Source organism: Maribacter cobaltidurans, assembly GCF_002269385.1.
GTDB lineage: Bacteria > Bacteroidota > Bacteroidia > Flavobacteriales > Flavobacteriaceae > Maribacter > Maribacter cobaltidurans.
This window is the reverse complement of sequence record NZ_CP022957.1, coordinates 985,749-1,010,518: the sequence shown is the minus strand read 5'-3', so window position 1 is coordinate 1,010,518 and position 24,770 is coordinate 985,749. Positions and strand designations below refer to the sequence as shown.

Sequence of the window (24,770 nt, the reverse complement as noted above, 5' to 3'; positions counted from 1 at the left end):
TCACATATTTACGGTAGTGCCAACCGCTTCGCCATCCACAATTTTTAAAAGATTTCCTTTTTTATTCATGTCAAAAACAACAATTGGAAGTTCATTTTCTTGGCTCAACGTAAAAGCGGTGGTGTCCATTACCTTAAGGCCTTTCTGGAGCACATCCTGAAAAGAAATGGTGTCAAATTTGGTTGCATTTTTATCTTTCTCAGGGTCTGAGGTATAAATGCCATCCACCCTAGTTCCTTTTAGGATTACATCGGCCTCAATTTCAATGGCCCTTAAAACTGCAGCAGAATCTGTCGTAAAATAAGGATTCCCGGTTCCTCCTCCAAAAATCACGACCCGGCCCTTTTCCAAATGCCGCATGGCCCTTCTCCTAATGAAGGGTTCGGCTACTTCGTTAATTTTAATGGCAGATTGCAAACGTGTTTGCACATCCTTCATTTCAAGGGCACTTTGTAGTGCGAGGCCATTTATAACCGTGGCAAGCATTCCCATATGGTCCCCTTGAACCCTGTCCATTCCCGTGGCAGCACCTGACAAGCCCCTAAAAATATTGCCGCCGCCAATTACGATGGCCACTTCGATACCTTTGTCTACAACATTTTTAATCTCTTCTGCATATTCCTCCAATCTTTTTGGGTCTATTCCGTATTGTTTTTCGCCCATTAAGGCTTCTCCGCTAAGTTTTAAAAGTATCCTTTTATAATGCATCGTTCGATTTGTTTCAAAGCAAAAATAATGAAAAAATTCCATGAAAAGCATTGGTAAATATCTGAGTTCAAAACATAATTATTTGCTAATTGATATTGCTGTCGTTCCTATTTTTAATATCCTTGCAGGATGTTTGATTTTTTTCTATTTATAAAATATTGTAATAATACATAGCATGAAAAAAGCTTTTTTGCATCTGTTGGTCGCCCTATTTTTATATGGTTGTGGCGCATCTAAAAATTTGAGTACCATAGATAAGTCTCCTTTAGTGGTTTCTATGGATTTAGTAAATGTTGTCGATGATCAGGTGAAAGTAACAATAGATCCAGGTGCTTTCACGGCAAATCAAATTTCATTTAGAATTCCAAAGACTGTTCCTGGAACATATAGTAGTGATGATTATGGCCAATATGTGGAAGGTTTTGTGGCTTATGATTATTCTGGAAATCCCTTGGAGGTTTCCAAACAGGATCAAAATACATGGACTATTTCCAATGCAACCAAATTGGACAAGATTTCCTACATGGTCAATGATACCTATGATACAGAGAATGAGGTAGAAGATGCCGTTTTTTCCCCAGCTGGAACAAATATTAAAAAAGGGTCTAATTATATGCTAAACCTGCATGGATTTGTTGGCTATTTTGATGGGTACAAGGAAATTCCCTATCAGTTGACCATTCAAAAACCCGTTGGTTTTGAGGCAGCCACTTCGTTGACCAAGACATCATTGGCAGATGAAGGAAATGGAGATGTGTTTTTGGCCAATAGGTATTTTGAAGTTATTGATAACCCCATCTTTTATACCAAACCTGATAAGGAAGTTTTTAAGGTGGGTAGTATTGAAGTTACCTTAAGTGTGTTTTCACCAAACGGCACGTACCATGCTAGCGATTTGAAGGAACGTATGGAAAGTATGATGACTGCCCAAAAGGCTTTTTTAGGAGATATCAATACTACAAATAAATATAATATTTTACTGTATTTGTCTACTATGGAGGATACCGATGCAAAGGGGTTTGGAGCACTTGAACATCACACATCCACAGTGGTAGTTCTTCCTGAAGCTATGCCTAAGGAAAGACTGGAGCAGGCAATGGTAGATGTAGTATCACATGAATTCTTTCACATCGTAACCCCGCTGTCCGTGCATTCCAATGAAATTCATTATTTTGATTACAATGCACCAAAAATGTCACAACATTTATGGATGTATGAAGGTACTACGGAGTACTTTGCCAATTTATTTCAGGTGCACGAAGGGTTGATAGACGAAGCAGAATTTTATGAGCGCATGAGACAGAAAATGGCTAATGCGAAGGCCTATGATGATACCATGTCCTTTACGGTAATGAGCAAAAATATATTGGAAGCTCCATATGAAAGCAATTACGCAAATGTTTACGAAAAAGGAGCTTTAATCAATATGGCATTGGATATTTTGATTAGGGAGAAAAGTAACGGTGAAAGAGGAGTACTTTGGTTAATGAAGCAACTCTCAAAAAAATATGGGGTTAATACACCTTTTAAGGATGATCAGTTAATCGACGAAATAGTGGCCTTAACATATCCTGAGGTCCAGGATTTTTTTAATGAACATGTTATTGGCGATACTCCTATAGATTATGCCATGTATCTGGAAAAAATGGGATTAAGTATGGCAAAAGTAGAGGAACAAACGGGTTATTTTTTACAAGGTGAGATTCCTTATATCGATGTGGATCAATCTGCCGGCGACGCAATTTTTGTAAGAAAAGGAATTGAATTGAATTCTTTTTTTACCAGCTTGGGTGTTCAAGGAGGGGATGTTATTAAGAGCATCAATGGAACAGACATAAATTTGGAGTCTATAAGACCGATTATTGGTCAAAGTTTTGGATGGACCCCGGATACTACCATTTCAATGGAACTAGAGAGGGATGGGGAAACCATTACTGTAGAAGGATCTGTAGGTAAACCTACCATTGTTGTAAATAAAATCACTCCAATGGAAGATGGCTCTAGCGAGGTTCAGAAACTTAGAAATGATTGGTTGAAAAATTAGTAAAGAAGTATGGAACAAAAAATGCCGGGCAATCGCCCGGCATTTTTATTTATGTTTGGTTGAATCTGATGATTAACCCAAAGCAACTCTTTTAAATCCTGTCACTTCCAAGTTTGAATCAACAGATTTCACATATTGAGCAACACTTTGTTTACTGTCTTTAATGAAATCTTGATTAACCAAAGTATTGTCCTTAAAGAATCTTTTTAATTTTCCTTTGGCGATGTTGTCCAACATGGCCTCAGGCTTTCCTTCTTGACGCAATTGGTCCTTTGCGATTTCTATTTCTTTGTCAATAACCGCTTGGTCAACGCCTTCTTCGTTCAAGGCTACCGGGTTCATGGCAGCAGCTTGCATGGAAACGTCCTTGGCAACGACATCAGCACCATCAACAGCAGCTGATAAACCTGTAAGAACGGCGATTTTGTTACCTGCATGAATATAGGAGCCTACGAAAGGGGCACTTAATCTTTCAAATCCACCAATTTCGATTTTTTCTCCAATAACACCGGTCTGTTCGGTCAATTTATCCTGAACGGACATACCTTTGAAATCAGCAGCCAAAAAATCTTCTTTATTATCATAGTTTATGGCCAAATCTGCCAATTCGTTGGCCAATGAAACAAAGGAATCATTTTTGGCTACGAAGTCAGTTTCACAGTTAAGGGAAATAATGACCCCACTGGTATTGTCATCATTAACTTTCGCGATGGCTGCACCTTCTGAGGAATCCCTGTCCGCCCTATTTGCAGCAACTTTTTGACCTTTTTTGCGAAGGATTTCGATTGCCTTGTCAAAATCACCTTCGGCTTCAACCAAGGCTTTTTTGCAATCCATCATTCCGGCTCCGGTAGTCTGTCTTAATTTATTTACTTCTGCGGCTGTAATCTTTGCCATTATTTATGTTTTTTATTCCCTAAACAGGGAGGTTCAATTATCAATTTGTATAAAAGTACTTTTATTCAACACCGCCTTTAACGCTGTCTTGCCATTCCTTTAGCTCGTCCCATTTTCCATCAGCGGCCATTTTGGCTTGTTTTGGCCATGAAGTTGGATCTAGATGGGCCATTCTGGAGCTGGCTTCGGTCAAAATCTCTTTCATCTTATCCGCATCTGCTTTTGCAACTTTGGCAAACGTGTCCAATCCGGCATTGGAAAGTGCCTCTGCGGCTTTTGGTCCAACACCTTCAATTTTGGTCAAATCATCAGCATCGGCAGAATCTGCTTTTTTATCTTCCTTAACAGCTTCTTTAGTTGCTTCTACATCAACGGTTACGTTAGGAACTTTATCAACTACCGGTGTAGGTTTTGTATCAACTTTATCCGGGGTAGGTTTTAAATCCTCCTTATTTTCTTTTTCCTTTTTCTTGGATCCTTTTTCTTTCTTGCCTTCTGGAGATTCTGCTTTTTCAGACTTACGCTCAGCAAGACCTTCGGCAACGGCCTCGGTTACTTGAGACATAATAATCTCGATGGATTTTGAGGCATCATCATTGGATGGAATTACAAAATCAACATCCCTTGGGTCTGAGTTCGTATCCACCATGGCAAAAATTGGAATGTTCAATTTTTGAGCTTCTTTTACGGCGATGTGTTCCCTCATAGTATCAACGATGAACAAAGCACCTGGTAAACGGGTCATTTCAGAAATAGAACCTAAGTTCTTTTCCAATTTTGCCCTTAAACGGTCAACTTGCAAACGCTCTTTTTTGGATAGGGTGTTGAAAGTTCCATCTTTCTTCATTCTATCGATGGAAGCCATTTTTTTAACGGCTTTACGGATAGTTACAAAGTTGGTCAACATACCACCTGGCCATCTCTCTGTAATGTAGGGCATGTTTACGTTCGCTGCCTTTTCAGCAACAATGTCCTTTGCCTGTTTTTTAGTGGCAACGAAAAGAATTTTTCTTCCGGAAGCAGCAATTTTGCTCAAAGCTTCATTAGCCTCGTCCAATTTTGCAACTGTTTTGTAAAGATTGATTACGTGAATACCATTACGCTCCATGTAGATGTAAGGAGCCATGTTCGGATTCCACTTTCTGGTTAGGTGGCCAAAATGCACACCTGCTTCTAATAATTGTTTTACTTCGACTTTCGCCATTTTAAATTTAGTTTACGTTCTTATGAAATAGCAATGATAAAGTGGTATCCCAAACTATGGAAAGCCTTTATCATTTAGATGCTAAACTAATTTACCTTTATTTTAAAGTGAATAAAGGGTTTTTAAGTGTCCAAAATTGGACTTTCAATGAACTTGTTAATAAATATACCGGACGTAGACCGGCACTCAAGAAATATAAATAAGCATCCGCCAGAGGACGGATGCTTTGAAAATTCGTTTGATTAACGCTTGGAGAACTGGAATTTCTTACGGGCCTTTTTCTGACCAAATTTCTTACGCTCTACCATTCTTGGATCCCTTGTCAATAAACCTTCTGGCTTAAGGGTAGCCCTGTTTTCAATATCCACTTCGCACATGGCTCTGGAAATGGCCAACCTGATTGCTTCGGCCTGTCCTGTAATACCACCACCGTAAACATTTACCTTAACATCGTAATTGTCAGTAGTATCGGTAAGTGTAAATGGTTGTTTTACTTTATACTGCAAAGTGGCAGTTGGAAAATAAACGTTCAAATCTTTATTGTTAATGGTGATAGTACCATTTCCTTGTGAAAGGTACACCCTGGCAACAGCAGTTTTTCTTCTTCCTATTTTATGAACTATTTCCATTATTTAATATCTTTTAAATTTACTGCAGTAGGTTTTTGAGCTTCTTGTCCGTGTTGCTGTCCCGCATAAACCTTAAGGTTTCTGAAAAGATCGGCACCCAATCTATTTTTAGGAAGCATTCCTTTGATGGCTTTTTCTACAATGGCAGCTGGGTTTTTACTCAACAACTCCTTTGCAGAAGTAAAACGTTGTCCACCTGGATAACCAGTGTACCTTTGGTAGGTCTTGTCTTCCCATTTGTTGCCGGTCAAGATAATTTTTTCAGCGTTGATGACAACAACATTGTCACCGCAATCAACATGTGGAGTAAAGCTTGGTTTATGCTTTCCTCTCAATAAATTAGCCACTTTTGAGGATAAACGACCCAACGTTTCTCCTTCGGCATCTACCAACAACCACTCTTTGCTTACGGTAGATTTGTTGGCGGAAATGGTTTTATAACTTAGTGTATCCACTGCTACTGTTTTTAACAATTAATCTATTCAATCCCGTGAAACGGGCTGCAAATGTACAACTATAAACTTGAATTGCAAATAGTTGTTTCTTATTATTTTTAGTTTTTTTCTTTTCTTCTAATCAGGGCAAAAATACGCTCAAATATCCTATTTCCTTACAATGTTAAAAAAAGACTAAAATACACGTAATAAAGTAACAATTACCCAATTTTTGGGTCTTTCAATCAAAGCAACGATCAACCATGTTAAACAAATTGGGATGGACGTCAATATTCCTGTTGGCGTTTTTAAGCCTTTATGCACAAGAAGATTCTGTAAGCGTTTCTAAAAGAACTTATGTCACAAAAGCATTACCTGTAGGGGAAGTATTGGAAATTGATGGTATGTTAAACGATAAAGGTTGGAACGTTGTGCCGTTGGAAGGTGATTTTACCGTTTTTGACCCTAATAATGGTGAAACTCCCAGTCAACCCACAAAGTTTAAGATAACATACGATTCCAAATTTCTTTATATAGGAATACGGTGCTACGATAGTATTCCTTCCAAAATTGAAAGGCGATTGGCGCGAAGGGATAATTTTGCGGGGGATTGGATTGAGATTAACATAGATAGCTACAACGACAAGCGTACAGGATTTTCCTTTAATGTTTCCGCGGCCGGGGTAAAGGGGGATGAGTTTATTTCTCAAAATGGAAACAACTGGGACCCCAGTTGGAATCCTATTTGGTATACAGCTACGAATATTGATAAAGAAGGATGGACGGCCGAAATGAAAATTCCCTTTAGCCAAATAAAATTTGGCGCCAAGGAAGAACAGATATGGGGTTTGCAGTTAAACAGAAGATTTTTTAGGGCCGAAGAACGATCTTTATGGCAACCCATGCCAAGGGATGCTCCCGGCTGGGTTAGTGAATTTGGAACGTTGAGAGGTCTTTTTGATATACAGCCACAAAAACAATTGGAAATCCAGCCCTTTGTGGTCAATCAATTGGACACCTATCCCCCAGAGGCGGGCAATCCATTTAGGGACGGCAGTGATTTTAGGTTTAATGGTGGTTTGGACGCCAAGATCGGAATAACCAATGACTTAACATTGGACTTGACGGTCAATCCAGATTTTGGTCAGGTTGATGCAGATCCAGGTGCAATTGCCTTGGATGGTTTTCAGATATTCTTCGAGGAAAGAAGGCCTTTCTTCATTGAGAACAAAAATATTTTCGATTACGAATTTGCCGATGGTAACGATAACCTTTTTTATAGTCGCAGAATTGGTAGAAGTCCGCAGGGTTTTGTTGTGGATGAGGATGCGGAATATGTTGATCAACCCAAAAACTCCACAATATTGGGGGCTGCAAAATTTTCTGGAAAGACAAAGAATGGTTGGTCCTTGGGATTGTTGGAAAGTGTCACCGGAAATATGTATGCCGATGTACTGGACACTTTAGGAAACGGCCGAAGAGAATTGGTGGAACCTCTGACAAATTATTTGGTGGGCAGGGTTCAAAAGGATTTTAACCAGAGGAATTCTTACGTTGGTGGAATTATTACTGCTACCAATAGAAATATTCCCGATAACCTTAATTTTTTAAGAAAATCGGCATACTCCGGAGGTTTGGATTTTAAGCACAATTGGAAAGAGAGGAAGTACTATGTTGAAGGTAACTTTGTAGGAAGCCATATTGTAGGAAGTGAAGAAGCAATAGAACAAACCCAGACCAGTATCACACATCTTTTTCAAAGGGTGGATGCAGATCATGTGGAGGTGGATGGTACAAGAACATCAATGACAGGAACAGGAGGCAAACTAGAAGCGGGAAAAGCCGGTGGGGGTAGTTGGAGATATAATGGAGGGGTCCTATGGCGTTCTCCCGAACTGGAATTGAACGATGTAGGCTTTTTAAGGCAGGCCGATGAAATAAAACAATATGCCCAGCTTCGTAGGTTGTTTTTAAAGCCTACAAGTTTGTACAGGACCGCACAGTTGGGGTTGGAACAATTTACTACCTATGATTTTCAAGGAAACTATAATAGGATTCAATACGAATTCCAAGGTTTTATAAATTATAAGAACAATTGGTGGACAGAAGCTGGAGCAGCCCATAAACCTAGGATTTTCTCGAATACAGTTTTACGAGGTGGCCCGAGATGGCAATGGTCCGAAGAAAATTTTTGGTATGTATTTTTTGGATCGGACAGAAGAAAAAAATTCAACTTTACATTGGGTTATGTAAACAGTCAAGCCGCAGAGGACAACTTTTCGTTAAAGCGATACGTGTTCCGATGTAATTACCAGCCTTTTGATGCATTTAGTCTATCCCTTTCGTCAGAATATGAGGAAAACCCCAATAAGACGCAGTATGTGGCCGAAACCTCATTCAATGGATCCCCTAGATATATTACAGCCAATATAGACCAGCGTACGTTTAATACCACCATTCGGTTTAATTATAGCCTGAATCCCAATCTCTCCATCCAATATTATGGTGAACCCTTCATCTCTAGGGGAATCTATGATGCCTTTAACTATGTGAACAATCCTATAGCGGAGAAATTGAATGAGAGAGTAACCCTGTTTTCGGACACACAAATTTCAAGGCCCAACAATACAGGTTCATATCTAGTCGATGAAAACCTGGACGGAAATATGGATTACGAGATTGAGGACCCCGACTTTTCTTTCGTACAATTTAGGTCAAATTTGGTTTTGCGATGGGAATATATTCCCGGATCTGAAATCTTCTTGGTTTGGTCCCAGGGGGTGGTTGGCTTTGGTGACCCTACAGAAACCTTGGGAAGGAATTTGGACAGTCAGATTCTCGGTCAGAAAAAGGACAATACTTTTCTTTTAAAGGCAACCTATAGATTTATCTTGTAATTCCTTTTTTGAGACTTAAAAAGCATTTATGTTTTAGGGAAATATTATGATATTTAATACGTTCTATATCTGAACAATAAATAGCGTATATATGAGAAATAGTATTTTCTTGTTTCTTCTGTCATCATTCATTTTTTCTTGTAGTTCTGATAAGGGCAACGGTTTGGAAATAGAAACTTCTGCTAGTATCGTTGGGACATGGGATGCCACTGAGCTTCGAATTGATGAGTCTACCGCCAGTGATAATGCCATTTTTGGAAAGGAAATTCTTGACTACCTAACGGACAAGGATTGTTACATAATCACCTTACGATTTAATGAGGATTTGACCGCTACGGCAACGAATTCTGCAAACTACATAGAAATTAATGCTACTCAAACAGGCTTGGACATTCCTTGTCCAACAACATCGGATACGGAATCCAGTACCTATACCTATGAAAACAATGTGGTATCCTTTGTGGATATAGATGGAAATATCGTCGAGGTAGATGTCACCATAGACGGGGACATTATGTTGGTAGACGCCGCCGACTTGCAAATACCGGAGTTCAATGAAAGTGGGCAATTGGTTTTCCAAAGAAGATAATGACCATCTTAAATGATATTAAACAAAAACCTTCAATGTAATGTTGGAGGTTTTTTGTTTTCCGTATTATTTTAACATTTTTAATGCTAAAATGGTGTATTTAAGTCCTATTTTTCAGGCTATATTTTTCAAAGCCAAAAATTGAAAGCATTAAATGTTAAATCTTTCCGACTAGGAGTAATTAAATTCCAATCGTTTTTATTTTTCACTTTATTGCTAAATGGCTGTATTGATCCCGTAGCACCTGAATTTGATTTTAATGGAGGCCTTATTTTCGTAGATGCTTTTGCCTCTAATATACCTATTTCCTGTTTTGTAACCATTGAAAAGTCTGATACACAATTTGGATTTTCCTATCCTTGCGAGGTGCCATGTTGGAGAATTCGTTATAACGAGGAAGTAAGTTTATTCAAGGACGAATTTACCAATGGCAAATCAATTCAGGACTTGTCTGTGGCGATTTTAACCTTGTATACAAAAGAAAATACCCTTGTTTTCGTAGAACAGTTATCTTTAACCCCTAAGGCTTACAAATATTATAAAAACATTAAAGGACATAGTGGATAATAATGAAGGTATTAATGCTCCTCCGCCAGCTGCTTTGATCGGGAATATGTATAACGTTTCGGATGAGGAAGTAATTGTTCTAGGAAGATGTACAGCCACGGCAAGTACCGACTTTTCTATTCTTATTGACCGTTCGGGTATAGAGGAAAGACCTTTGGAGGAAAAACCGCCATTCCGGATTGAAACCGGACTTGGGCAAGTCGTAGTGACTTTTCCCTGTGTAGAAGGTAGATACAGAACATCTCTAACACCAATGGGATGGCGGGATTAATAATTTTAAATGGATGAAATTGAAAAGGATTTTTGTTTTTTTTACCATTAAACCAAAACGGTTAGTTTTACTTGCTACGGTTCTTCTACTAAATTCGTGTATCGACCCAGTAACTCCTGAATATGACTATGAAGATGGTTTGATCTTTATAGAAGGTTTTGCCAGTTCCAATGCTGGTGCATCATTTGTCACAATCAATGAATCTATAACGGAATTTGGTATCAGAGGGTTAAACTTTATACAGGGTGCATCCGTGGTGGTTGAAAATGTTGATAATGGTCAGTCAATAAATTTTATAGAAATAGCGAATACTTACGTCTCGCCCCAGGAATTTATGGTAGTACCTGGAGAACGATGGAAGCTTACGGTGATTCTCCCCGATGGTAGAGTATATGAGTCCGAACCTGAACCGGTTTTGGAGCCTGTGCCAATAGAGGATGTGTCCATAGACTATGTTAAGGAGTTGGAATATCGGGAGGGGTTGGACAAGTTTATACCCGGACACAAAATTATTGTCAGTTTTGATGACCCTGGAGAAGGGGAGAATAATTATTATTGGAGTTACCGGTCTTTTGAAAACCTTAATTATTGTATTCGATGTTATGAAGGAATATATAGAAACGGAAAATGCATTCCATACGATCTTAGTAATAGACAATTAAGGTATTTTGATTATCTCTGTGAAACCGAGTGCTGGAGAATTAGATATTCAGAAGAAGTAAATATTTTCGATGATCAATTTACCAATGGGAAGACCATCTCTGGTTTGGAAGTTGGTAAAATTCCTCTTTATACCAATGAGGAGATGGTCATTGAGGTACAGCAATTTTCTTTGACTCCTGCAGCCTATAAATACTATAAAGTCCTAAAGGATATAGTGGACAATTCGTCAGGTTTCAACGCTCCACCCCCTGCCGCCCTTATTGGAAATCTTTATAATGTGAACGACGCCGATGAATTTGTTTTGGGTAGGTTTACGGCAGCGGCCTCTTCGGTGGCCAATGTTTTTGTGGAAAGAGTATACATTGATGATCCGGTCCTGGAAGGTTTGCAGCCGCCTAATATATCGTTGGAACCCACAATGAATTCTCCATATCCACCGCCGCCAACACAGCTTGCCCCCTGTGAAGAATCGAGATATAGAACGGCCATAGAACCCGCAGGCTGGCAATAAAAAACAAAATATGACAGATAAAGCCCAACACCTTATTGCTGTAATAGTTCTACTCCTTGTAGGCCTTATCTCTAATGCCCAGAACTACACATTATCCTTGATAGTTTTGACCGAGGGAACAGATTTGCCTTTGGATAATGCGCAAATAGCCATAAACCCTTGTTCTTGTGGTGGTGTTTCCAACGAAGCTGGTCGTTTCTCAATAGAGTTGCCACAAGGGGAGTACACATTAACCGTAAACTATATAGGATTTGCTCAAGAAGCCTTTAACGTGTCACTCAAAGAGAGCAAGATAATTACAGTAAAATTAAGACCGCAAGAAGAACAGTTGTCAGAGGTAATCGTGCGTGCAAAACAAGTCTTGGATAATCTAGAATCCCCCCAAATGGGCGCTTTGGAACTAAATGCCCAAGAACTTAAAAAAATCCCTGCTGCTATAGGCGAATTTGATGTACTAAGGGGCATGACCTTATTGGCCGGGGTTAACAATGCAGGTGAACTTAGTAATGGACTGTCCGTTCGGGGAGGGTCTTTGGACCAAAATTTATTACTTTATGACTATGCCCCCGTTTTTAATCCAACCCATCTTTTTGGGCTTTTTTCAGTTTTTACCCCGGAAGCCGTATCCTCGGTTGATCTGTATCGGGCCAATATTCCGGCCAGATTTGGGGGCAGAACTACTTCGGTATTGGATGTTAAGGTAAAGAATCCCTACACAAATAAGTTTAAGTTAAGTGGAGGCGTGGGTTTGGTATCCAGTAGGTTGTCTATGGAAACTCCCTTGATTCAAGATAAGTTGATGGTAAGTATAGGAGGCAGGGTTGGCTTTACGGATTTTTTACTTCCGCTCTTCTCTGAAAGACTGAAAAATACTAAAGCCAATTTTCAGGACGCTACGATGAAACTATTGTATTTGCCATCAGAAAAGGATCAGGTGTCTTTTACAGGTTTCTATACCAAGGATTTCTATCAACTAGATCTCATTACCAAAATTCAAAATATCAATTCGGAAAGCAATCAGTACGATTTTAGAACTTTGAACGGAACTTTAAACTGGACACATAGTTTTAATAATGATGTCAATTTAAGGAACATTTTTGTGGCTAGTGATTATAAACCTAGGACTATTTTTCCAGAACAGGGAAATGACAATGATATTGAATTTGTTTCTGGTATCAATTATTTAAGTTTCGTTTCGGAATTATCCAATATAGTAAATGATAAGGTAGATTATTATGGTGGGGTGCAGGTCAATAAATACACTATTCAGCCAGGTAACCTTGATCCTGGAAACGGAAACAGCATTCTTCCGGTTGATCTTGGTCAAGAAAATAGCTATGTCTTTGCAGGATACGGTAACCTAAATTGGTTGTTGGGAGAAAGATTTAAATTTTCGGCGGGTCTTAGATTCAATCATTTCGTTTTTGTTGGTCCGTATACCCAAGGATATTTTAATGATATCACGGGAGAGCTGGTCGGGACCACAATATTTGAAAAAGGTGCAGGAGTAAAGACTTATAATGACTTGGAACCTAGATTAGGCCTTAACTATAAGGTCAGCGAAGTTACTTCAATAAAGGCAAGTTACGCGCGGTTAAATCAGTATTTACAGAATGTGTACAACTCTACAACGCCTTTGCCAACATCACGTTGGAAAACCTCGGACCCCAATATTGTGCCACAGTCCAGTGATGCTTTTGGAGTAGGGATTTATACGGGTATTGAGGATAATACCATTGAACTTGGTCTGGAGGGTTATTATAGAACCTCGGATAATAACCTTACCTACAAACCCGGAGCTGACTTTTTTTTGCAGGAATATTTGGAAAGGGATATTGTGCAGGCCGAAGGGAAGGCCTATGGGGTTGAACTAAGTTTTAGGAAACCCAAGGGTAAGTTTAATGGGTGGTTCAATTATACGTGGTCCAGAAGTTTATTGAAATCCCAGAATGAAAAATTGGCCGATCGGATAAACAATAATCAATGGTACGCCTCTGATTTTGATCGCCCTCATGTGTTTAATGGTACGGTAAACTTTGAAGGTGATCCCTATAACACTTGGAGCTTCAATTTTACGGCGCAAACAGGTAGACCCTATACCGCGGCCAATAGTGTATTTAAGCTAGAGGACTTGGATATACCCATTTTCTTGGAAAGAAATAACGCAAGGTTAAGGCCTTATCATAGATTGGACTTCTCTTGGAAGGTTTCCTACAGTAAAAAGCCAAATAGAAAATGGAAAGGTGACTGGATATTTACAATTTACAATGTCTATGGCAGGAGAAACCCTTTTAATCTATATTACACCCAAAGACAAGGGCCTGAGGATGCAAATGTTTTCCTAGGTAGCCCTTTGGGATCTTATGAGATATCTGTTTTGAATAGTCCCTTGTTCGCCCTGACCTATAACTTTGTTTTTGAATAGTCCTTATTGCTTAAAAAACTTCTTTTGAATCTTTTGTTCGGATGAATTGATGGTAATAAGATAAATGCCCAGCCCCAAATTGGCAATGGGTATATTCAAAGCATTGTTCTTTATTTCCCATTGGTAGTTCATCATTGTATTTCCATAGGTATCTGATATTCTTATGAGTGCCCTTTCCGAGTTTTGAAGCCCTAAAATGTTGATGACGTTTGTAGCGGGATTGGGAAAAACTTTTACTTCCTGATGATTTGATTTTACTTCTGGACCTGTCTTTTGTTGTGAAAACATCTGGGTCGTAAATAAGTAAAACAAAAGAACGACCATTCGCTTCATCGGTCTAGATTTTTATAGTAGTTAATAATCCAACGCATTCTTGATTCACTTTAGTGTGCTTTTAGGATTGTTTAACGTTTCTAGAAGTTATAATTAGTTTTCTGTTAAATTAAATATGGTATTTTGGCTTGTTTGCTCAATAAACTTGGTATTACTGGTAAAATAGCATAGAAATTGGAGAATATTCTTGTTTTAATGGCCAAAAACGATGGTCAACTTTGTACCGTATAATTTTAATACATTTTGTTATGAAGCATACAAAAGTTTACCCTACAATATGGCAGTCGATTCCTTTCTCCTTGGATATGATGGATCAATGGGACGATAAGGGAAATAGAATAGAGGATTTGATACTTAGCAACGAGACCGCTTTGGAAAAAGGAGTTTCTGAAATGATATTGAATGTTTCCAAATTATCAGTTTTTGATGATAGAGGGGAAGAACATTTTATAGATAAGTTCAAGGGAAATGAAGCTCTTAACTTAAAAGGGGTTCATACTGGGTTGTTCATAAAAACAAGAGAAGTCTTGGAATTGGAACCGGGTAGGTATGTGTCGTTTCGGTTTTATTTAAAAGGCAGAGACAATAGTTTTATCTATAAAGATAGGAGTGTACAGGAAATTTCTGGGTTTTTCTTTTTGGATTTTGAAATCCAGAATGGATTGGTTCTTAACGGAGAAGAATCCAAACAGGTTATCCTAAGGTTTGATTTTGAACCCTATTCGCTAAGCAGTTTTTTTAAGTCTATAATTAGTCGCTTTAAAAAGCGCGAATCCAAAAAGCAGCGTTGGGCCAATAGTTTAGGTTAAGAATAAAATGAAAACAAAAAGGCACCTTTTAAAGGTGCCTTTTTAAATTTTAATGGGCAACAAGCCAGTTGTTACCTTCGCCCAGCTCCACATCCAAAGGAACAGATAGTTTATAGGCGTTTTCCATTTCGGATTTTATCAATGTTTTTAGTTCTTCCAGTTCAGGTTTATAGATGTCAAAAACCAATTCATCGTGTACCTGTAAAAGCATTTTTGATTCGTAATCACCTTTTTGAAGTTTTTTATGGATATTTATCATGGCGATTTTAATAATATCCGCGGCGCTTCCTTGTATGGGGGCATTCACCGCATTTCGTTCTGCTGCTCCACGGACTACGGCATTGCTGCCGTTGATGTCCTTTAAATATCTTCGTCTACCCAAGACTGTTTGTACATACCCATTTTCACGGGCAAAATCTATCTGCTCACTTATATAGTTCCTAAGCTTGGGATAGGTTTTGTAGTAGGTGTCAATAAGCTCCTTGGATTCTGATCGTGACAAGTCGGTCTGATTACTTAGGCCAAAGGCCGAAACTCCATAAATGATTCCAAAATTTACGGTCTTGGCATTGCTTCTCTGTTCTCTGGTAACCTCTTCTATGGGTACATTGAATACCTTGGAAGCGGTGGAAGCGTGAATGTCTTCCCCATTTTTGAACGCCTCAATCATAGTGTCCTCCTCACTTAAGGCGGCAATGATGCGCAATTCTATTTGGGAATAATCCGCCGCCAATAAGGTATAATCATCATTTCTTGGTATAAAGGCTTTTCTCACCTGCCTTCCGCGTTCTGTTCGTATTGGAATATTTTGGAGGTTGGGATTATTACTGCTTAGCCTGCCTGTTGCCGCTACGGTTTGCATATAATCCGTATGAACCCTCCCTGTAGTAGGTTCTACCTGACCGGGAAGCGCGTCCACATAGGTACTTTTTAGTTTGGTAAGCCCACGGTAATCTAAAACATTTTGAATGATTTCATGGTCCTTGGCCAAGTAGGACAATACGTCTTCCGCCGTAGAGTATTGCCCTGTTTTGGTTTTCTTAGGCTTGTCCACCAAGTTCATTTTGTCGAACAATATTTCTCCCAACTGTTTTGGAGAGCCAATATTGAATTCCTCGCCTGCGGCCTCATAAATCTTCTTTTCCAAAGAGGCAATGTCACTTTCCAAGGCTTCGGATAGGGATTTAAGGAAGTCAATATCCAAATTGATGCCTTCCAGTTCCATGTCTGCCAAAACTTTTAATAAAGGGATTTCGATGTCATTGAACAGCCCGTCGGTTTTGGCTTCTTCCAGTTCCGGTCTAAAATGTTGGGCCAGTTGAAAGGTTACATCGGCATCCTCAACCGCATATTCCGTTTGTTTTTCCAAGGGGACATCACGCATGGATAATTGGTTTTTTCCTTTTTTTCCTATGAGTTCCGTTATGGAGATTGGCGTGTAGTTCAGATAGGTTTCGGACAAAACATCCATATTATGCCTCATATCCGGATTGATGAGGTAGTGTGCCAACATGGTATCAAAGAATTTTCCCATGACCTTGATATTGTATTTGTCAAGTACTTTAATATCATACTTTAGGTTCTGTCCAATTTTCTCTATGTCTTCGGCTTCAAAGAAGGGTCTTAGTTCCTCCAAAATTTCTTGTGCGTTCTCCTTTCCTTCCGGAATGGGAATATAAAACCCTTTAGTGGCTTCCCACGAGAATGAAATACCCACGAGTTCCGCTTCCAACGGATTAATGGATGTGGTTTCGGTATCAAAACAAACCGATGTTTGCTTCATCAGGTTTTGAAGAAATAACTTCATGCCTATTCCAGGAGTCACGCTTTGGTAGGAATGTGGGATGTCCGAAATCGTATTTCTACTGGAGGTATCCTTGATGGTCGCTGGCGAAGCACCGTCACCACCGAACAAGGAAAACTGACCACTACCGGCCGAGGCGGACACTTTTTTTGCAGTCTCGGTACTGGTTACCTGAGTTTGGGTGGTTTCTTCTGTTTCTCCCGAAAATATTTTAATGAACTGGTCTTTGAGTCTTCTAAATTCCAGTTCCTCAAAAATCTTTTGTACGGCCTCACTATCGGGAACGGAAAGTTCATAGTCTTCCGCATTAAAGGTAACGTCACAATCGGTACAAATGGTCGCCAATTTCTTGGATAGTAACCCTAGCTCCGCATTTTCGATGATTTTCTCTTTCATTTTGCCTTTCAACTGGTCCGTATTTTCCAAAAGACCCTCCAAAGTACCAAACTGTTCGATAAATTTTTTGGCGGTTTTGTCCCCTACGCCGGGAAGCCCTGGTATATTATCACTGGCGTCCCCCATCATGCCCAAATAATCGATTACCTGTTCCGGACGCTCAACCCCAAAACGCTTTTGAACTTCTGGGATACCCCAAATTTCAATACCGTTACCCATTCGGGCAGGACGGTACATAAAGATGTTTTCGGTCACCAATTGCCCAAAATCCTTGTCCGGAGTCACCATAAAGACTTTATAACCTTCTTTTTCCGCCTGCTTTGACAGGGTGCCGATAATATCATCTGCCTCCCAACCTTCAAGAACAACGGATGGAATGTGCATGGCTTTCAAAATATCCTGTATGTAGGGTATCGCAATTCTGATGGCATCGGGGGTTTCATCCCTATTAGCCTTATATTCTGGGAAAAGCTCTGTTCTTTCAGCACTTCCGCCTTTATCAAAACAAACTGCCAGATGATCGGGCTTTTCGCGCTTTATTACATCGAACAAAGAATTCATGAACCCCATGATAGCCGAGGTATCCATCCCCTTGGAATTTATTCTCGGGTTTTTTATCAAGGCATAATAGCCACGAAAAATCAATGCGTAGGCGTCTAGAAGAAATAGTCTTTTTTGTTCGGACATTTTAGGAAAATAAAAGTGAGTTTATAAAAGTACGAAGTTTGTTTTTAAAGCCGATAGACTTAAGATTCTAAATAACTACCCGAAGGATTATTGACATGACCTTCTTGGGTATAGGTCCTATAGGTAAACCCGGGATGAATGCAATAGGCCCCGGTTTCCCCATTTTTATTGATGGCGATAAATCCTATTTGGAAGTCCTGTTTGTCCTTGTTTTTGGCAATAATTCGTTTTACGCCTTCCTCACAGGCCTCTTGGGGCGATTTGCCCTGACGCATCAGTTCAACGATCAAAAAGCTGCCTACGGTACGCACCACTTCTTCTCCAACCCCCGTGGCCGTGGCACCGCCGACTTCATTATCCACAAAGAGTCCTGCGCCAATAATGGGGGAGTCGCCCACGCGTCCGGCCATTTTATAGGCCATACCACTCGTTGTGCAGGCTCCTGCAATATCCCCATTTTTGTCTATGGCCAACATGCCAATGGTGTCATGGTTTTCTATATTGATTATGGGCTTGTATTGGGAGGTTTTTTTCCACTCTTCCCATTCTTGTTTTGATTTTTCGGTCAATAGGTTTGTCCTTTCAAAGCCTTGCTCGTAGGCGAATTGTTCTGCACCTTTTCCAACGAGCATGACATGGGGTGTTTCTTCCATCACCTTTCGGGCAACTGAAATAGGATTGGCTATATTTTGAAGTGCCAACACGGCACCGCAGTTGGCATCCTTGTCCATAATACAGGCATCCAAGGTCACGTTCCCATCACGGTCTGGTCTACCACCGTTTCCTACGGTCTGGTTATCCAGATTGTCCTCTTCTACCATAACACCTTGATGAACGGCATCTAAGGAGTTTCCTCCAGAATTCAGAACTTCCCATGCCTTGGCAGTAGCGTTTCCAAAATCCCAAGTGCAAATAGCAATGGGAATATTGCTTTTTGATGCATTGTTCATGGTTCTAAATTCCTTGAGGGGACTTCCGGACGATGCGATTAATGGGGCGGTTATCATTCCTGCGGTCAAGGTGCTGGAATTTTTAAGAAACTTTCTTCTTTTCATGGTCGTGGTTCTTTACTTTTAAGAAATTTAAATATAAGAAGATGCTTGTAGAAGTTTGTGCAAATTCTTTGGAATCTGCCATCAATGCGGAAAAGGCAGGGGCCGATAGAATTGAGCTTTGTTCCGAGTTGGCCGTTGGCGGTATCACCCCTTCCTATGGACTGTTAAGGGCGGTAAAGAAGCATATTTCCATTCCTGTACATGTATTGATACGGCCCAGAAGTGGGGATTTCACTTATTCCGAATATGAATTTGATAGTATGGGAAGGGATATAGAACTATGCAGGGAATTGGGTTTTGAGGGCATTGTCTCAGGCATATTGCACAGGGACTATACGCTGGACGAAGCCCGTACAGCGGACTTGATAGCTTTTTCCAAAGGACTTCGCTTTACGTTCCATAGGGCATTCGATTGGGTTAGGAATCCATTGGAAACCCTGGGTAGATTGAATGACTTGGGCGTGGATTGTGTACTTACCTCTGGTCAGCAAAAATCTGCTAAGGAAGGACTACCACTGTTGAAAGCATTAAAGGAGAGTTCTTCAAATATTATGATTTTGCCAGGGTCAGGAATTAATGACCATAATATAGAAATGTTCAAGAAAGAAGGTTTTGGTGCAGTTCACCTATCCGGCACAAAATTCCATCGGACCTTGTCGATACCACCTTCCATATCCATGAATACAGCTTCTTTTTTGAAGGATGACCAACTTGGTATTTCGGATTTTGAAACCATTAAAGCTGTTGTAAATAAGGTTAAATAAAACCAAATGGACCTTTTTCTTGGGCGACTTAAAATATCTTTGTAGAAAATAGGATTATGCTTCGCTGGATTATTTTCGTGCTCATATATTTAGGTTTGAGCTTTTACATCGTTCAGGCCCTAAGGACTTTGTTTAGACAACCATGGGTCTATCTCGTATACGTTTTGGTTTCTTTGGTAGTTTTGATAAACTTTATTTATCAATTTACGGCAGGTGAGGAAGCGGGTCGCGTACTCAGTAGACCAAAGAGCTATGCTTTTGGATTTCTTTTGACCATACTTTCATTCAAATTGGTCATTATATTTTTTCTTTTCTCAGAGGATATCTTTAGAATACTTTCCGGGTCATATCAAAGAGTATTTGGAGTTTCCAAGGAATTTACCTTGCCGGAAAGGCGACGTTTTCTGACTATGATTGGATTAGGGATAGCGGCCCTTCCTTTTGGTGCTTTATTGTATGGGATGTACAAGGGTAAATACAATTTTAAGGTACTTAAATACACCTTGGAGTTTGAGGACCTACCCGATAGTTTTGATGGTTACCGAATTACCCAAATATCCGATATTCATAGTGGTAGCTTTGATGACCGTAAGAAAATCGAATACGGGGTGGAATTGATTAAAAAGCAGAATAGCGATCTATTGCTCTTCACCGGCGATATGGTCAATAATAAAACCGAGGAAATGCTGCCCTGGGCCGAGTTGTTCAGTACCTTGAATGCTAAGGATGGAAAATATTCCGTGCTGGGCAATCACGATTATGGAGATTATATTGCTTGGGAAACGGAGGAATTGAAACGTCAAAACCTGCAGGATTTAAAGGACTTACAGAAAAACATGGGTTTTGATCTTTTATTGAACGAACACAGATACCTTCAAAAAGGAGAGGACCGGATAGCCTTGGTAGGGGTGGAAAACTGGGGAAAGGGAGGCTTTAAAAAAGCCGGAGACCTTAAAAAAGCAACTTCCCAAATTAATCAGGAAGATTTTACCATTCTCATGAGCCATGATCCTTCCCACTGGTCGGAAGAGGTAATCCATGATGATAAACATTTTCACTTGACCTTGAGCGGACATACCCATGGGATGCAATTCGGAATTGAAATTCCTGGATGGGTAAAATGGAGTCCCGTAAAGTGGCGCTATAAGTATTGGGCTGGAGTCTATAAGGAATTGGGACAGTTTATCAACGTGAACAGGGGGTTCGGCTTTTTGGGATATCCAGGAAGGGTAGGTATTTGGCCGGAGATTACCGTAATTACTTTAAAAAAGAAGGCCTTAACATGATTTTAACTTGTGCAAAGTTCTACAAACCTTAAGGCTCATATTGTATTTTAACATTTTTTACTACATTTGGCCAATAACGTAAAGCCGATTCTATGTCTAAATTTGGTGAACTTATAGATTTGAATGTTCCTGTCCTTCTTGATTTTTATGCGGAGTGGAACGAGCAATCTACCTCTATGCATCCGGTAATGAGGGATGTGGCAGCTGCCCTAGGTGATAAGGGTAAGGTAATTAAAATCGATGTAGACAAGAACAAGGAACTTTCCCAAGCATTAAGGGTAAAGGGGCTACCTACCTTAATGATCTATAAAAAAGGTGAAATGGTATGGCGCCAAAGCGGCGAACAGGATGCCAAAACCCTCATCGGAATTTTAAACGAATACGTTTAGATAGCTTTTTTTCTTTCTTTCAAAAATGCTCTCAGCTTATTGAATTGGATTACCAATTGTATCCTGAAGTAAATCCGTTGTGGTTCTATCTGTACTGATTGTATCTACCATGGGTAAGGTGTCGATAATCATATCGGGATTGTCCTGAAATTCACCATCCGGCATTTCCATACTATCCTGGTCCTTGTAGAAGTGCTGAAATTTGTCGATGTATTCATTGAATATCAATGTCTCTTTTTCGGCAAAATCCTTTTCGTCATTGGCAATGACAGTATCTATATTTCTTCGATATGCCTCCATATCCGCAATTATATCATCAATATTGCTATACTGCTCATCCAAACTGGTCAAGGCATAATATTCCAACCTTTCCTGATACTTTTTCTTTAACAAGGCAAATAATTCACGTGCTTTGTTGGTTTCGCCCACTTTATAATAACCGTCCACAAAGGGTTCAACCAAAGAGTAATATCCAAAGGCTTCTACGGGCATATTTTTTAGGGACATTTCAATGATTTCCTTGGCCTTGTCTATTTTATTCTCCTTTATCAAGGCTTCCATCAACCGTGCTAGGTTTCCTCTGTAACTTACACTTTGGATTCGGGTTTGCGTGTCGTGATAGATGTCTCCCCCAGCATTGCCCCAATCCCATTTCTTAACAATATCGTACATGAGGTCGGTATCAATTCGACCCATTTCAAAGGAATTAGGTCTCTCGGTCCTAATGGGTACCAATTTATAGGCAAGACCATCCAATTGCAGGTAGTCCTTCATCCAAAGATATTCCGCATCATCAAAACTTCCCCCAGAAAAATAAAGAGGACGTTTCCAATCATTGTTGGCCAAAATATCCAACATCATCATGCTTTTCTTGGTAATTGCACTGGGTAAATCAATGTCGATGTAATCTACAATCAAGGCTGAATCTTTTGGTTTGACGAGACCACTTTCAAGTACGTTCTTTTTGTTTACGGGAACCCTGATTTTATTCGTAGGGTAAAACACCATATTCTGGGTGTTTTCAGAAAAATTGCTTAAATCTGAACCTTGTTGCTCTAGAAGATAGCCCAATTTGGTTCTGGGTTTATCGCTATCAATCCAATTGATAAAATCCTTGATAGGCCACCTGTTTTCCGTAATACCCTGATGATAGAGTACATCCCTTGAGCCAAATCGATATTTGTCATGTTCTATTTGTGAGGGGATAGGATCACTTTCATAAGCTTTTCGCTTCATTTGATCTATATACCAATCCGTTTCGAACAAGCTGGTACATACGATACGTACATCGGTACGATACCCTTCTATCTCCTGGGCATACCATAATGGGAAGGTATCATTATCCCCAATGGTGAACAAAATGGCACCGGCATCTTCCTGACAGGAGTCCAAATAGGATGTGGCTGAAGAATTGGCCGTAAATTTATTGGAACGATCGTGGTCATCCCAGTTTTGAACCGCCATCACCGTGGGTACTGCGAGTAGGCAAATAACCACTACTGCGGGAGCCAAAACCTTTGGGGTAATCCAATCTTTGAATCCGTCATAAAGACCGTATACTCCAAGGCCTATCCAAATGGCGAAAATGTAAAAGGAACCGACCAAGGAGTAATCCCGTTCCCTAGGTTGAAATATGTAAGGGTTGGTGTAAAATTGGATGGCAATTCCGGTAAAAAGGAAAAATATCATCAGCACCCAAAATTGTTTTGGGTCTTTTGAAACCTGAAAAACAAGACCTATGATTCCTAAGAGCAAAGGCAAAAAGAAATAAGTATTTCTGCCTGGATTGTTCAAAATGTCGCTTGGCAGATTTTCTTGGCTACCCAACCTTGCACTATCAATAAAATTGATACCACTTAGCCAGTTTCCATTTTCGTTGTAGCGTCCTTGTACGTCATTTTGTTTTCCTACGAAATTCCACATGAAATATCGCATATACATGTAATTGAATTGAAATTCGAACATGTATTTGATATTGTCCCAAACGGATGGTGGTTCAACTTCGATGTAGTCACTAAACCTTTTTATAAAACTAATATATTGGTCCGCATCTATCTCTCCGTTTGCAAATCCCGTTTTTACTTGATTAATGGCTTCGGCAAGATCGGCATTGTATTCCGTCATTTTGAAATCCAAGGGCCCAAAATATCGCATATAATTGGACGCGTGCTGTGAGCTCCACATTCTGGGGAGAATTCCTTGGTGCTTGGGGTTAGGGCCTTGCTCCGAATTTTTGTATTTGTTTACGACAATATATTTGCCCAAGGTGTAATCCTTTTCATATTTAGGGGTGCCATCCCTGTCCTCGCCGGCGGGAGCGAACATATCCGAATAATAGGTACCGTATACGGGACTATCCACACCTGGATACTGTTCCCTATTGTAGTAGGCCAAAAGTGCACGGGCATCTTCGGGATTGTTCTCGTTGATGACCACCTGTGCATTGGCACGGATAGGGAGCATCAACCAAGATGAAAAGCCAAGAAAAAGGAACATCAAACAAAGTACAATGGTATTTGCCACCTTGTAATTGTTTTTTCGGGTATAACTCAGACCAAAATAAAAGGCGGCAATGAACAGTAGCCCAATAATGATGGAACCCGAATTAAAGGGAAGACCAATAGTGTTTACAAAGAACACTTCGCCCCAACCAAATAACATCAGTACGTAGGTAAGGGAGAATTTATAGACCAACATTAAGATGGCTATCACAATGATATTGGCCAAAAGAAAGTTTTTTACGGTGGTCTTTTTGTATGTCTTAAAGTAATAGAGAAGTCCTATGGATGGAATGGCTAAAAATCCCATGAACTGAATCCCAAAGGTAAGCCCAACCACAAAGGAAATGAGTATGATCCAACGGTTACCCCGGGGGTCCTCCAAATTGTCCGTCCACTTTAACCCCAACCAAAGCAATAGGGCCATAATAAGGCTGGCCATGGAATAAACTTCGGTCTCTACGGCATTGAACCAGAAACTGTCCGAAAAGGTAAAGGCCAATGCGCCTATCAAGCCACTTCCCAATATAGCAATGGCCTTACTATTGGTCATAGGCTCATTATTGTCCATTAATTTTTGGGCAATATTGGTAATTGTCCAGAACATGAATAAAATCGTAAAGGCGCTGGAAACCCCGGATACTAAATTTACCATCATGGCCACTTGGCTAGGTTCTAAGGCGAACATGGCAAAAAATGCACCTATCATTTGTAGTAAAGGTGCCCCTGGGGGGTGTCCTACTTGCAGCTTGGCCGATGTTGCTATGTATTCACCCGCATCCCAAAAACTATTGGTGGGTTCAACGGTAATAAAGTAGGTGATAAATGATATGAAAAAAACGGCCCACCCAAGAAGGGTGTCCCATTTTTTGAAGTTCTTTGAAAACATGGCACCTTGGTTAAAGCTATC

Annotated in this window: 20 protein-coding genes; 11 read left to right on the top strand and 9 right to left on the bottom strand. The window is 39.9% G+C overall.

Going from position 1 to position 24,770, the window contains the following annotated elements:
* Window positions 1–708 (bottom strand): UMP kinase, encoded by a 708-nt coding sequence (pyrH, locus tag CJ263_RS04400; protein ID WP_094999105.1) that lies wholly within the window; start codon window positions 706–708, stop codon window positions 1–3.
* A 175-nt stretch (window positions 709–883) separates the two neighbouring features.
* Here pyrH and CJ263_RS04395 point away from each other — a divergent pair, with 175 nt between their 5' ends.
* The gene (locus tag CJ263_RS04395) at window positions 884–2,752 is read left to right on the top strand and encodes a M61 family metallopeptidase (protein ID WP_094996148.1); all 1,869 of its coding nucleotides are present in this window, start codon (window positions 884–886) and stop codon (window positions 2,750–2,752) included.
* Window positions 2,753–2,824: 72 nt separating this feature from the next.
* On the opposite strand, the gene tsf is transcribed toward CJ263_RS04395, so the two are convergent.
* The 4 genes from tsf to rplM form a co-directional block, all read right to left on the bottom strand.
* Window positions 2,825–3,649 (bottom strand): translation elongation factor Ts, encoded by an 825-nt coding sequence (gene tsf / locus CJ263_RS04390; RefSeq protein ID WP_094996147.1) that lies wholly within the window; start codon window positions 3,647–3,649, stop codon window positions 2,825–2,827.
* Between the two features lie 61 nt (window positions 3,650–3,710).
* Entirely contained in the window at window positions 3,711–4,853 is a 1,143-nt protein-coding gene (gene rpsB, locus CJ263_RS04385) for a 30S ribosomal protein S2 (RefSeq protein WP_094996146.1), read from the bottom strand.
* Window positions 4,854–5,095: 242 nt separating this feature from the next.
* On the bottom strand, window positions 5,096–5,482 hold the full coding sequence (gene rpsI, locus CJ263_RS04380; RefSeq protein ID WP_094996145.1) for a 30S ribosomal protein S9: 387 nt from the start codon (window positions 5,480–5,482) through the stop codon (window positions 5,096–5,098).
* Entirely contained in the window at window positions 5,482–5,937 is a 456-nt protein-coding gene (gene rplM, locus CJ263_RS04375; protein WP_094999104.1) for a 50S ribosomal protein L13, read from the bottom strand. The genes rpsI and rplM overlap by 1 nt, the downstream gene beginning before the upstream one ends.
* 242 nt (window positions 5,938–6,179) lie before the next feature.
* On the opposite strand from rplM, the gene CJ263_RS04370 reads away from it, so the two are divergent.
* The 6 genes from CJ263_RS04370 to CJ263_RS04345 all read left to right on the top strand — a co-directional run bounded on the left by CJ263_RS04370 (window position 6,180) and on the right by CJ263_RS04345 (window position 13,839).
* Window positions 6,180–8,813, top strand: a complete 2,634-nt coding sequence (locus tag CJ263_RS04370) for a DUF5916 domain-containing protein (RefSeq protein WP_094996144.1) — start codon at window positions 6,180–6,182, stop codon at window positions 8,811–8,813.
* 91 nt (window positions 8,814–8,904) lie between these two features.
* The gene (locus tag CJ263_RS04365) at window positions 8,905–9,402 is read left to right on the top strand and encodes a lipocalin family protein (RefSeq protein WP_094996143.1); all 498 of its coding nucleotides are present in this window, start codon (window positions 8,905–8,907) and stop codon (window positions 9,400–9,402) included.
* 141 nt (window positions 9,403–9,543) lie between these two features.
* Window positions 9,544–9,969: a hypothetical protein gene (locus tag CJ263_RS04360; protein ID WP_094996142.1), complete on the top strand. Its 426-nt coding sequence runs from the start codon at window positions 9,544–9,546 to the stop codon at window positions 9,967–9,969.
* On the top strand, window positions 9,962–10,240 hold the full coding sequence (locus CJ263_RS04355; protein ID WP_158657076.1) for a hypothetical protein: 279 nt from the start codon (window positions 9,962–9,964) through the stop codon (window positions 10,238–10,240). The genes CJ263_RS04360 and CJ263_RS04355 overlap by 8 nt, the downstream gene beginning before the upstream one ends.
* 19 nt (window positions 10,241–10,259) lie before the next feature.
* Complete coding sequence (locus tag CJ263_RS04350) at window positions 10,260–11,414, top strand: DUF4249 domain-containing protein (protein WP_158657075.1); 1,155 nt, start codon at window positions 10,260–10,262, stop codon at window positions 11,412–11,414.
* 10 nt (window positions 11,415–11,424) lie between these two features.
* Window positions 11,425–13,839, top strand: a complete 2,415-nt coding sequence (locus tag CJ263_RS04345; protein WP_094996139.1) for a TonB-dependent receptor — start codon at window positions 11,425–11,427, stop codon at window positions 13,837–13,839.
* A 3-nt stretch (window positions 13,840–13,842) separates the two neighbouring features.
* Here CJ263_RS04345 and CJ263_RS04340 read toward each other — a convergent pair whose 3' ends face one another.
* Complete coding sequence (locus CJ263_RS04340) at window positions 13,843–14,172, bottom strand: T9SS type A sorting domain-containing protein (RefSeq protein ID WP_094996138.1); 330 nt, start codon at window positions 14,170–14,172, stop codon at window positions 13,843–13,845.
* Window positions 14,173–14,420: 248 nt separating this feature from the next.
* Between CJ263_RS04340 and CJ263_RS04335 the strand changes: the two genes are divergently transcribed.
* Entirely contained in the window at window positions 14,421–14,981 is a 561-nt protein-coding gene (locus tag CJ263_RS04335; protein ID WP_094996137.1) for a hypothetical protein, read from the top strand.
* Window positions 14,982–15,030: 49 nt separating this feature from the next.
* On the opposite strand, the gene polA is transcribed toward CJ263_RS04335, so the two are convergent.
* On the bottom strand, window positions 15,031–17,868 hold the full coding sequence (polA, locus tag CJ263_RS04330) for a DNA polymerase I (RefSeq protein WP_094996136.1): 2,838 nt from the start codon (window positions 17,866–17,868) through the stop codon (window positions 15,031–15,033).
* 59 nt (window positions 17,869–17,927) lie between these two features.
* Window positions 17,928–18,923, bottom strand: coding sequence for an isoaspartyl peptidase/L-asparaginase family protein (locus tag CJ263_RS04325; RefSeq protein WP_094996135.1), 996 nt, complete (start codon window positions 18,921–18,923; stop codon window positions 17,928–17,930).
* A gap of 41 nt (window positions 18,924–18,964) precedes the next feature.
* Between CJ263_RS04325 and CJ263_RS04320 the strand changes: the two genes are divergently transcribed.
* From CJ263_RS04320 to CJ263_RS04310, 3 genes are all read left to right on the top strand, one after another.
* Window positions 18,965–19,687, top strand: a complete 723-nt coding sequence (locus CJ263_RS04320; protein ID WP_094996134.1) for a copper homeostasis protein CutC — start codon at window positions 18,965–18,967, stop codon at window positions 19,685–19,687.
* A 56-nt stretch (window positions 19,688–19,743) separates the two neighbouring features.
* Window positions 19,744–20,973 (top strand): metallophosphoesterase, encoded by a 1,230-nt coding sequence (locus CJ263_RS04315; protein WP_094996133.1) that lies wholly within the window; start codon window positions 19,744–19,746, stop codon window positions 20,971–20,973.
* Window positions 20,974–21,065: 92 nt separating this feature from the next.
* A complete protein-coding gene (locus CJ263_RS04310; protein WP_094996132.1) occupies window positions 21,066–21,362 on the top strand; it encodes a thioredoxin family protein in 297 nt (98 codons plus the stop codon).
* Window positions 21,363–21,398: 36 nt separating this feature from the next.
* Here the strand turns inward: CJ263_RS04310 and CJ263_RS04305 are convergent, their stop codons facing one another.
* Window positions 21,399–24,749: a glycosyltransferase family 117 protein gene (locus CJ263_RS04305; protein ID WP_094999103.1), complete on the bottom strand. Its 3,351-nt coding sequence runs from the start codon at window positions 24,747–24,749 to the stop codon at window positions 21,399–21,401.
* Window positions 24,750–24,770 lie beyond the last annotated feature (21 nt).